The organism is Paenibacillus sp. P4_E11 (genome assembly GCF_056401635.1).
In genome coordinates, this window is the sequence record NZ_JBFUIX010000033.1 from 50,814 (window position 1) to 62,037 (window position 11,224).

General features: G+C 49.2%; 9 protein-coding genes. 8 read left to right on the forward strand and 1 reads right to left on the reverse strand.

All coding sequences use genetic code 11. The features are described 5' to 3' along the window. Window positions 1-50 precede the first annotated feature (50 nt). Both AC1DWB_RS14815 and AC1DWB_RS14820 read left to right on the forward strand, forming a co-directional pair. Window positions 51-653 carry a TetR/AcrR family transcriptional regulator gene (locus AC1DWB_RS14815; RefSeq protein ID WP_477541843.1) on the forward strand — a complete coding sequence of 201 codons (603 nt, stop codon included), beginning with the start codon at window positions 51-53 and terminating at the stop codon, window positions 651-653. 130 nt (window positions 654-783) lie between these two features. Continuing rightward, the gene (locus AC1DWB_RS14820) at window positions 784-1,620 is read left to right on the forward strand and encodes a phytanoyl-CoA dioxygenase family protein (protein ID WP_477541844.1); all 837 of its coding nucleotides are present in this window, start codon (window positions 784-786) and stop codon (window positions 1,618-1,620) included. A gap of 101 nt (window positions 1,621-1,721) precedes the next feature. On the opposite strand, the gene AC1DWB_RS14825 is transcribed toward AC1DWB_RS14820, so the two are convergent. Then, the gene (locus AC1DWB_RS14825; RefSeq protein ID WP_477541845.1) at window positions 1,722-2,588 is read right to left on the reverse strand and encodes a helix-turn-helix transcriptional regulator; all 867 of its coding nucleotides are present in this window, start codon (window positions 2,586-2,588) and stop codon (window positions 1,722-1,724) included. Between the two features lie 184 nt (window positions 2,589-2,772). On the opposite strand from AC1DWB_RS14825, the gene AC1DWB_RS14830 reads away from it, so the two are divergent. The 6 genes from AC1DWB_RS14830 to AC1DWB_RS14855 all read left to right on the forward strand — a co-directional run. Then, entirely contained in the window at window positions 2,773-4,218 is a 1,446-nt protein-coding gene (locus tag AC1DWB_RS14830; protein ID WP_477541846.1) for a peptidoglycan DD-metalloendopeptidase family protein, read from the forward strand. A gap of 101 nt (window positions 4,219-4,319) precedes the next feature. After that, on the forward strand, window positions 4,320-6,662 hold the full coding sequence (locus tag AC1DWB_RS14835; protein ID WP_477541847.1) for a helix-turn-helix domain-containing protein: 2,343 nt from the start codon (window positions 4,320-4,322) through the stop codon (window positions 6,660-6,662). Window positions 6,663-6,706: 44 nt separating this feature from the next. Further along, entirely contained in the window at window positions 6,707-8,557 is a 1,851-nt protein-coding gene (locus AC1DWB_RS14840; RefSeq protein WP_477541848.1) for a sensor histidine kinase, read from the forward strand. Beyond that, window positions 8,554-9,687: a response regulator gene (locus AC1DWB_RS14845; RefSeq protein ID WP_477541849.1), complete on the forward strand. Its 1,134-nt coding sequence runs from the start codon at window positions 8,554-8,556 to the stop codon at window positions 9,685-9,687. The genes AC1DWB_RS14840 and AC1DWB_RS14845 overlap by 4 nt, the downstream gene beginning before the upstream one ends. Before the next feature lie 143 nt (window positions 9,688-9,830). Beyond that, the gene (locus AC1DWB_RS14850) at window positions 9,831-10,193 is read left to right on the forward strand and encodes a LytR/AlgR family response regulator transcription factor (protein WP_477541850.1); all 363 of its coding nucleotides are present in this window, start codon (window positions 9,831-9,833) and stop codon (window positions 10,191-10,193) included. Window positions 10,194-10,272: 79 nt separating this feature from the next. After that, window positions 10,273-11,224: GLUG motif-containing protein (locus AC1DWB_RS14855; protein WP_477541851.1), on the forward strand; the 952-nt coding region annotated here is incomplete at its 3' end.

Consider the following 11,224-nt stretch of genomic DNA (forward strand, 5'->3'; position numbering starts at 1 on the left):
ACTGTATTATTATAATTGCGTTGGAATCGTTTTCTTGATAAAATACGGCTATGCCTAAACGAGTGGATCACGATCAGAGGAAAAAACGAATAGCGGAAGCGACATGGAAGGTCATTCTGGAGCGTGGTATGGAAGGGGCGACTGTCCGCAATATTGCCGAGGAAGCCGGGCTGTCTCTGGGATCGTTGCGCCATTTTTTCACGACTCAGGATGAATTGCTGGATTATGCGATGAACCTTGTAAAGGATAACGCCTTGGCCCGAATCAACGAGATCGCCGTACAAGAACTGCCGCCTAAGCAGAAAGTGTTGGCCATGCTGCTAGAACTCGTGCCATGCACGGAGGAGACGAGGGCCGAGATGGAGGTTTGGTTTGCATTCACCGTCTACGCGAGGCATCGGAAGGACCGGTTCGACCCTCAACATGACGGGATGTATGTGGGGATGTGCAGGATGATCGACTACATGGACCACCATCGTCTGCTGAATTCGGCATTGAACAAAGATATCGAAGCGGAGAAGCTGTATGCCCTAGTCGATGGCTTGGCTCTTCATGCTATGTTAGAGCCGCAACGGCTAGATAAAGAACGAATTACCAAGGTGCTCGTGCAGCATCTGGAGTCGATAGGAAGGAACGATTCCACGCAACCATAAGGGTTAGTGGGCCCATTCACGACATCTTGCGAAAGTGCAAATCCCTGTTGGTTTCCTTCAAATACGTGAGCGCCATTCTCCCTTATGATTACATCATGAACGAACGCAATTACCTGAAGGGGGAATGAACATGTTAACACAAGCCCATTTGGACGAGTTTCACATGAACGGGTATTTAAAGGGGGATGTCGTGTTAAGCGACGCTGAGGTGGAAGTACTTCGTGAGGAACTGGATCTCGTCATGGAGGGCAAGTCGGTCAAGAAGCCTGTTCTGAACCGTAACCTGCTGGGAGACTACGAAGAGTCGGGTACGGGTATGGAAATGAAGAAGAACGAGAAAGTCGTTCAGATCGTCAACATCTGGATGGCTAGCGACGCTTATTTCCAACATGCCAAGAACGCTAGAGTATGTGAGGAAATTGCTCAATTGTGCGACACCGACACGGTTCGCATCTGGCACGACCAAATCCAATACAAGCCCCCGATTACAGGAGGGCCGACAGGATGGCATCAGGATCATCCGGCTTGGCCGGTCATCCAACCAGCTGATCTTGTCAGCGCCTGGATCGCCTTGGACGATGCTGTCATCGAGAACGGCTGTATGTGGATGGTACCGGGTAGTCACAAGTGGGGCAATCATCAGAAGTACATGGCGAGTGACGCGCAATTCATGCCTTATCATAGAGACCCATCTCAGCTTCCAGAAGGAGTTAAAGTCGAGGCCGTACCGTTCGAGATTAAGAAAGGCCAAGTCGGCTATCATCATAGCCTCACTTGGCACGGAAGCCCGCACAATCGCTCGGCAATGAAGCGGCGCGCAATCGCGGTTCACTACATGCCGGGGCATGTCCGCTACGAGCCGTCGGCCCATCATCCGATGCTGCCGTATGTCAGCGTGCAGCCGGGCGAGATTCTAACAGGCGAGCATTTCCCTGTTGTGTATGAGCGAGGCACTGTACGCTTATAATCGAAGCCAAGTCTGAGAAGTCGAAAGAGCCGTCTGCGAGGTCTATTTATGACCTTGTAGACGGCTCTTTGTGTATGGCAGCTGGCCAAGCGCCCGTTCACCTAGTTCTGCAGCTTGAATTGCGTAGGTGTCAAACCGGTCTGTTCCTTGAAGTTACGGGAGAAGTAATGAATGCTCGAATACCCCAACCGCTCGGCGATCGTCTCCATCTTCTCGCTCGTCAGCAAGTCATACTTGGCTTTGCGGATACGTTCTGCGATCAAGTATTGCTTCGGATTAGTGCCGGTCACCTTGCCGAACAGCGAAGCGAAGTAGACTGAATGGTAGCCGCATAAGCCGGCCAGTTGAGAGACCGTCCAATTGATCTCTGGATGCTTCTCAATCGCCTCAAGCGCGGGTTCGATCTTGGCAAGCTCATGCGATACCGGCTGAATCTTCAGCAGATGCCGCACAATAGCGGTCAGCAGCTCGATCATCAAGGCTCGCAAAAGCCAGGCATGGCCAGGCTGTTCGTTCTGGTATTCGTGAACCAGACGCATATGAATCGATTCGAGTCCGGGTATAGTAAAGTGATGGGGGATCACAAGTTGACTTTGGTCTTGCAGTTCCAAAACATAAGAACGGGGCTCTGTGTCCAAATCCTGCTCCGTGCAGGCTTGAATCGAATAGGCCGGGTGAACCGGCACCGGAGAATCATGGTCCATATGGAAATGCAGACTGAAATATTGGGTTGGACTCAAGATGAGGAGCTGATGCGGGCTGTCAGCGCCGTAGAATCCATAGTCTCCGCTGCGCAGACGGTATGTAGTGGGACCTAGCTGGAGCTCAACTTCCCCGGAGATCACATAGAATAGCTGGCAGTCCGGTATAATCCTCGGACCCCAAAGGGCTTGTGCCGGTGCTTCGGCACGGCTCGCGAAGTTGACCGTGGGCTTAAGACTATTCATACATCCAAGGAATGTGCTCATGGTCGCTACCTCCACCCTTCAGGTCTGATGCTTCTATTATGTAGCGTGTCATCCAACGTTGCAAGATGTTGGAATTACGATCCATAGACCGGGTTGTCGGAACGCCCAAGTGTGTCGTACTATGGAAGCATAGAACAAGCAACGGGATGAACGTATGGGTAGCGAGGAAAGGGAGCAACGAATTATGTCTAGAGGTACTAACCGAAGCAAGCGTGAAGGAAATCGAAATCGCAGTAGCAACAAAGTCAGCCGTACGATGCAGTCTATCCTACTGATGGCAGGCGTGGTATTGGTGGTTGTGGCAGGTACAGCCGGCTATTCCGTCCGTTCCGCACAAGCGCCATCTGTTGGGACTGGCAAGATGGCGCTATCAGCTCCGATCCCGAAGGCAGCGGTCGAATTCCGCATGACGGATCTGGATAACGGCTGGATTCGCTATGAAGACACGGTGGAAGTGGATGGTGTCAAAGGCACTCACACCGAGATCACAACGGACGGCGGCCTTCACTGGACACCGACGGGCAGCGGCAGCGGTACGCCCACGGCTCCAGCCCCGATGGTTGCAACTACAGATGAGTGGGCAGAACTATGGGCTGCTCCTACCCAACCGACAATAGCGAGCTTAACATGGGCTTCCCAGGAGTATAAGATCAAGCAGTCTCAGTTCGTGACGGAACGAATCGGCTGGGCGCTTGTGGATAATCAATCGGCAACACCGGTTCCCCTGCTGGTGACCGCAGACGGGGGCAAGACCTGGAACAAGGAAGTCACGCCTGAGGTGCAGAAGGCGTCGCAGGACGAGAAGAATCGACGTCAGTTTATTCAGAGTGAGGCGTTCTTGTACGATGGGGTACAGACTGCCAAGACCGTGTTGAAATCCGGGTGGAGGCTGTTCCCAGAGACGACATCACCTGGAGACGCAGTACTCGTTCGTCATGACGGGCCAGGCGAAGTGGCGTGGCAGGGGGCGACCTACAAGCTGCAGCCATTCGCAGCCGGCTACTTCACCTATCTCCCGATGTCGTTATCCGTCAAGGCAGGGACTTATAAGATTGGTGATCAAGAGCTGACCGTGAAGGCCAAGAAGTTCGAGACCCAATACTTGCAAGTGACTCAGGAAATGGAGGCCATGAAGCAGGATACCCAGCGCATTCTGGCCGACCAGAAGAAGATCGACTTGGCGCGGAGCAAGTCTGCACCGGAGTTCCTGTTCACGTCGGACTTCATCCAGCCGGTGGAAGGGATTCTGACAACACCATACGGATATACGCGCTATGTGAACAATAAGTACGATAGCTCGCATCTGGCTATTGACCTAGCTGCGAAGCAAGGCACTCCCATCAAGGCCACCAACGACGGCATCGTCGTGTTGGCGGAGACGCTCTACCTGACTGGGAATGCGATCTATTTGGATCATGGCATGGGATTATTCTCGCAGTACGCACACATGCTGGAGTTGAAGGTGAAGACCGGGGACCGGGTGAAGAAAGGCGACATTATCGGCCTAGTCGGTACGACCGGCTTCTCAACGGGACCCCACTTGCACTTCACGTTCTGGCTGCACAATGTGCAGGCGAATCCGGACCTCTTCTTCGGTACGACGCCTTTCCGTTGGCAGAGCGCGAAGTAACGCACGAATCTTAATCTTGCTTCTTTCACGGAATTGATCAGATAGGGTAGATCAATTCTATATGACAACAAGAAAACGCTTACTTTACTGGAGGGCACAAGATGAAGCTGTTGAATCGCTTTAGGACGGTCCCATATAAATTGTTTTTATCCTTCACCTTGCTGATTGTATTGACGACATTAATAGTAGGAACGACTTCCTACGTATACTTCACATCCAACTTCAACGAAGAGATCGAGAAAATACATGCGGACATGCTGGACCATACGAGTGAAATGATGGACAGCAATATATTGCAAAAAGCCGAGAAGGTGTATGTCGATCTCGCGATGAATCAGGATCTGTCGTTCCTGTTCGATAATCCGATGGAGGGCAATTATGCCAAGATTATCGATGCGCAGCGCAGCTTATCCAATGCCATTCGTCTATACCCCGACTTGTTGGAATCGGTATCCGTCTACTACAAGGGCAATCAGATCATCCTGTCTTCTCAACAAGGGATTACGTACTTGAAGGATTCGCCTGATAAGATCGTCGTGAACATCGACTGGATTCGGCAGATGGAGCAATCCCGCTCCGGGGCATTATGGATTGGAACCCGAACGGTAGCTCAGAACCTGGGGGCGAATACAGGAGGGCCGCTACTGTTTACATATGTTAGAGCGTACCCATTCACCGTCACCGCGGAGCGATCGCAAGGCTATATTGCCGTGAATATGAAAGAAAGCGCGCTGAACAGCATCATACGTTCCAATGGATCGACCGACCGGGGGCAACTGCTAATTATCGATCAACAGGGGGCGGTCATCTCAGCGGATAACAAAGCGTTGGACATCCCGGCTTCCATCGATTCGGCAACGGTGCATCGGATCATAAGTTCCAACACAGGGATGGACAACGTAATAACGGACGTAGGTGGGGTTCGCTCACTCGTTTCCTATACGACCTTGTCGACTACCGGCTGGAAGCTGATTAAGATTACATCGGTAGAGCAGTTTTACCAGAAATCGTCGGCGATTCAACGCACGCTTATTATCATCTGTCTGATAGCTACAGTTGTAGGGCTGGCGCTTGCCAATCTGTTCACAATGAACCTCTACCACCCGTTGAAAGCACTTCTGCAATCGCTGCGTCAAACATTCGATCCTACTCTACAGCAACCTGTGAGCAAGACGTTGAATGAATACACCTTGATCAATCAAGCTATTCGCTCCTTGTCCGTCAAGATGACAGAGCTGGAGACGACAGTGGAGGAGAATCGCCCGGTAATCAAGCATCATTTGGTTTCTGATCTGCTCTATCGGACGAATGGCACGCGGGAGGATTGGACGGAGAAGCTGGAGTTTTTGCAGCTGGACATGAGTGGGCCTTACTTTAGCGCGTTGTTGATTCAATTCGATGAACGGCGATTCGATGCGCTGCAGATGGAGAATAAGCAGATTATTATTTATAATCTGATTCGCGAATTGGAATCGTTGGACAATGACGGCATAAGATGCCTCGCCATCTCGTCGTCGGATACGGGCATATCCGTTATCGTTAACGCGCAGAGTAAGGACGATGCTGCTATCCACCAGGCGATTGATCAGTTGTGTGCGTATGCGTCGCAGCACTTCTTGCTGGAACCGATCACAGCAGCGGGCAGTTGGACGGAAGAGCCCATGCACTTGCGCAATTCCTACAAAGAGGCGCAGCGCTACATGAAGTTCAGTTATTTTCATCCCGAGCTGAACTGGTTACCGGATGCTGCCTTTCGGGATAAGGGGCTGTATACGGGAGCATTCCCGGAGCAGTTCTCGGATCGATTCGAGGATGCCTTGAAGAATCGGGACGAGCAGGCGGCGATTGAGGCTATTCGCGAGATCGTGAAGGAACTGCAGTCGGGGGTATACTCTGTAGAGCAATGCCACAACCAATGGCGGAGCTTCGTTGCTGTCTATCATGCCTACGTGAAGGGTGCGCATATGAAGTCCGAAGACATATTGTCCGAAGATTGGGTCCGGCGTTTCGAAGAAATCGGCAATATAGTAGAGTTTCAGGATTGGCTCACTCAGGTAGTGAGCCTCACGTTCTCTTTCATGCATGGCCGCAGCTCCAATCGATCAGCGGAAAATGTGGAGCGGGTGAAGGTGTATATTGTGCAGCACTTGGATCGTGATCTTAGCTTGAATGCGGTGGCGGATCAAGTCCAGCTTAATTCCAGCTATGTGAGCCAACTGTTCAAGGAAGAGACCGGGACGAACTTCGTCGACTATGTGACCAAGCTGCGTATGGAGAGGACCGCCCAACTGATCCTAGGGACGTCTATGACACTGGAACAGATCGCCGAGCAGGTCGGGTACAACAGCACCACATATTTGATCAAGAAATTCAAGCAAGCGTTCGGTGTCACCCCGAAGACGTACAAGTATAATCATTCGCTAGCGAATTCCAAGCAAGACTAGTCAGGATGACAATGATGACAAATTCGATCAGGGGCTAACTAGCTATGAACTACAACCTGTATTTATCCGCTCTACTCATAGTTGCTACCTGCGGCACCTTAAGTATGGCCATCCTCTCTTGGAAAAGAAGAGAGCTTCCGATTGCCATCAGCTACGGCTTGGGTATGTTGGCAGGCGCATTCTACACCTTCGGTTATGCTTTTGAGATTGTTAGCCCCACCTTGGCCTATATGCGTGTCTGGCTTCGCGTAGAATATATTGGCATTCCCTTTGGCTCGATGCTATGGATGATTATGGTATTGCAATATACGGGCCGTCAAGCGTGGGTACACAAATGGGTTGTTGCGTTGCTGCTGGTCATTCCCATCACTACGCTTGTGGCTCATTATACGAATGAATGGCATCATTTATTTTATAAGAGTATGACGCTCGATAGTTCGGAGAGCTTTCCGCTGGCTTCCTTGATTAAAGGGCCCTTGTATTGGGTGCATGTGACGTATGCGTATTCCCTGTTTATAGTGGGTATGGGTTTCTTGATCCAAATGTATCGAAAAGCGACGCCTCGAATGAAAAAGCAAACGGCTTTAATGATGATAGGCTCCTGTGGACCCTATGGCGGTACGCTTCTCTATTTAAGCGGGGTTACCCTCATCCCTATCGATTTTACTCCATTTGGATTTGTTTTCTCAGGTGTATTTTATATGTGGGGGATTTATCAATTTAATATGTTGAGGCTGGCTCCATTTGCAATGCAAAAGGTGTTTGAATCGATGCAGGATGCGGTCATTGTACTGGATTTGGATCATTCTATTGCCAGCTTTAATCAGTCAGCAAGTCAGGCAATTGAAAGTTTAAATCGTAATCATGTCGTTGGACAGCCAGCTGAACATATCTTCTCCTTGTATCCCAAGCTGTTGGAGAGGCTTATGAAGCAAGAGCCATCCTCGGAGCAGAAAGTGCAAATTACGGGACAAGCGGATGCCAAATTCTATAATGTTCACGTATCGCTTATCCATGACAACAATCAAAAACCCGTGGGTAAAATGCTTTTGTTAAGTGATGTAACGGATACAGTTCGCAACGAGGAAGCACTGCTGTATAAATCAAGTCAGCTGGCAGAGCTGAATACATTCAAAGACAAGATGTTTAACGTGGTTGCCCATGATATTCGCGATCCGCTTGCCGTACTCATCAACCTGATGGAGCTGATGGAAGAGGAGATGCAGTCTTGTGGCGAGAGCCATGATGAAATCGTCCATGAAATGGGGCATCAAATTCAGAATACGTTCACACTAGTAGAAAGCTTGCTGGAATGGTTTCAGAGTCAGAGGGGCGGCATGGTGTTTAACCCGGTGATAAGGGATTTGGCCCGCACGGTTCAGACGAATGTGCGATTAATGCAGGTTCGAAGTATGAGTAAAAATATTAAAATCATATCGGACATACCGGATAACCTATATGTATTCGCAGATAAAGAAATGCTAGATTTGATTATCCGCAATCTACTCTCTAATGCGATTAAATTCACAGAAAATGGGGGAAGTATTCGGTTAAAGGCGGATGATACAGATGGGCAAATCATTGTCTCTGTAAGCGATACAGGATCAGGCATTCCGGCGGGTCAAGCTGAATCTTTATTGCACGAAGCCTATCCGGTCTCGACGCCCGGAACAGCCGGAGAACGAGGTGTCGGGCTGGGACTTACCCTATGCAGAGAATTTGTTCGCTTGAATGGGGGAGAGATATGGTTTGACAGCGCCCTAGCGCAAGGAAGCACCTTCTATTTCTCCCTCCCCACGCCTCCTATTGCTTCCGCTCAAACTGAYCATCAGGATAGAGCCCGCATTTCGCATGTGAACGACATGCGAAATGCGGGAAGGAGGGAAAGCATGTGAAGGTTGTACTTATCGATGACGAGAAGGGCATGCATATCATTATGAAGCGAATGCTCGGCAAGGTGGATGAGGTCGAGATTGTGGGCAGCTTCCTGGAAACGCCGACGGCGTATTCGTTTCTAGCGAACCAAGATGTGGATTTGATCTTTATGGATATTAATATGCCGAAGGAAAGCGGCCTTGAGTTTGCCGCGCGGTTAAGAGAGAACGGCAGACAAATGAAAATTGTGTTCGTGACTTCCCATAAACAATATGCACTGCCTGCCTTTGATGTGTATGCCTTTGATTACATAGTAAAGCCCATTAATCAAGAAAGGCTTCTTCATACTGTCCAAAGGGCGCTTTCCGAAATGTCTTCAGACAAAGGATCGGTGGAACAGGATAGTTCCTCTATGCGAGTCATGTTTCATTGTTTGGGCGGTATGGAGATCCGAGATGCCGAGAACGGGTTAGTCAAGTGGAAGACTAGCAAAAGTGCGGAGCTTTTCGGCTATTTGTTAATACATAAAGGAAGACTTGTATCCAGAGCGAGAATCATCGAAGATATGTTTGGCGAGATGCCTCTAAAGAACGGCGAAACTTATCTGAACACGACTGTTTATCAGCTGCGTAAATTATTGGACCAGTATGGACTTAAGGGGAGCATACATTCCGACAGTAACTATTACGCGTTAGATCATAACCAACTAAGTGTCGATATCCTTAAATTTGAAGAAGGCTGTAAGCAGATGACTGTTGTGGATGATACCAATATCGAACAGGCGTTAGAGCTGGAGCWGCTATATGCAGGAGATTTATTCGGGGATCGAGCATTCCCTTGGGCGCGGAGCGAGGTCGAGCGACTATCGTTGATGTATACATCCCTTACCCAGCGGTTGTGCGACGCTTTATTAATCAGAGGGGATACGCAAACCGCAATCCGACTCTTAATGAGGTTAATCGCCCATAATGAGCTGGAAGAAGGAACGATGAAGCTGCATATGAAGGCCTTGGCTTTACAGAAGAACAAAGAAGCTTTGAACCGCCAATATATCGAATTCTCGGAGACCCTATATAATGAGCTTGGAATAAGCCCATCACATGAAGTAACGGCCCTGTATAACCATCTGATGTCGAAGCTGGATGAATAACATACTATAAGATTAGGTAGTCCTCACTTCGTTACAAAGTGGGGGCTATTTTGCATTTGCGAGAGTGGGGGAAGTTTCTATCATTTTGCTGTCATTGGGGGGAGTTAAACTGGTTCTTGCAGCGAGTAAGGGAGGGGTGTAGTTTGAAGGTTGTTATTATTGATGACGAAAAGGCCATGCATTTAATCATGAGACGAATGCTCGCTAAGGTGGATCAGATCGAAATTGTGGGAAGCTTCCAGGAGACCGCGACTGCATTCTCGTATTTGATGAATCATGAGGTGGACTTGATATTTCTAGATATTAGGATGCCGAAAGAAAATGGTCTTGAGTTCGCCAAGCGATTGATAGGGAGCGGTAGATGGATGAAGCTAGTGTTTGTTACCTCCTACAAAGAATATGCCCCGGATGCATTCGAAGTGAATGCCTATGACTACATCGTGAAGCCCGTTGAGCAGGGCAGACTTCATCGAACCGTGCAAAGAGTGCTTTCCGAAACATGCTGAAGTTTGTCATTTTGCTGTCAGTGGCGTGTTATAGACTTGGCTTAGTTAGGAGTAGAAAGATAGTTGAGGAGGAAGTAGAATGCGTAGATTGGGTAACAGATTAACGATCGTCTTCTTGACGATGGTAATGGTGCTGGGTGGAATTTCGGGGTTGTTGATGCCTGGGGGCGGAAAAGCGTATGCTGCGGGTTTCGCTGGAGGATCAGGTATACAAGGTGATCCTTATCAGATTGCAACCGCGGATCAGCTCAATGAGGTCAGGAATCATTTAGGAGCGGGCAATTATTTCAAGCTGACAGCCAATATTGATCTGAGCGGATACGACGGTAACAACTGGTTGCCGATAGGGGATGATTCTGCAAGGTTTCAAGGAAGCATGGACGGCAATGGTTTCAAAATAACGGGGCTCACGATTAATAAACCCTCTAGTAGCTATATAGGACTATTCGGAGTAGTGGATTCGAATAGTGTGATTACGAATATCATGCTTGAAGGTATCAATGTACTAGGTTATAGCTACGTAGGCGGCTTGGTTGGTTGGAGTATTGAGGGTGCAACAATCAGCAACAGCTACGCCGGAGGAAGTGTGAGTGTACAATCCGATGCAGCAGGCGGCTTAGTTGGTCTTAATAAGGGGACAATCAGCAACAGCTACTCCACAGCAAGTGTGAGTGGACTTCAATGGTCAGTTGTTGGCGGCTTGGTTGGTGTCAATTTAGGGACAATCAGCAACAGCTACGCTACAGGAGATGTGAATGGTTGGAGAAGCGGCGGCTTGGCTGGCGGGAATTATTCTCAAAATTCTCCAGGAACAATAACGAACAGCTACGCCACAGGAAGTGTGAATGTTGGAGATGGTGGATCTGCTGGCTTGGTTGCTTACAATTATAATGGAACAGTAACCAACAGCTACTACGACAGTCAAACAACCGGTAAATCGGATACAGGACAAGGTGATGGCAAAACAACGGTAGAGATGCAAACCCAAACTACATTTAGTAATTGGGATTTCAACTCAGAGTGGTACATGC

Bases quoted from the DNA above. Each gene is read 5' to 3' on its own strand.
- AC1DWB_RS14815 (WP_477541843.1), top strand. From the start codon at position 51: ATGCCTAAACGAGTGGATCACGATCAGAGGAAAAAACGAATAGCGGAA.
- AC1DWB_RS14820 (WP_477541844.1), top strand. From the start codon at position 784: ATGTTAACACAAGCCCATTTGGACGAGTTTCACATGAACGGGTATTTA.
- AC1DWB_RS14825 (WP_477541845.1), bottom strand. From the start codon at position 2,588: ATGAGCACATTCCTTGGATGTATGAATAGTCTTAAGCCCACGGTCAAC.
- AC1DWB_RS14830 (WP_477541846.1), top strand. From the start codon at position 2,773: ATGTCTAGAGGTACTAACCGAAGCAAGCGTGAAGGAAATCGAAATCGC.
- AC1DWB_RS14835 (WP_477541847.1), top strand. From the start codon at position 4,320: ATGAAGCTGTTGAATCGCTTTAGGACGGTCCCATATAAATTGTTTTTA.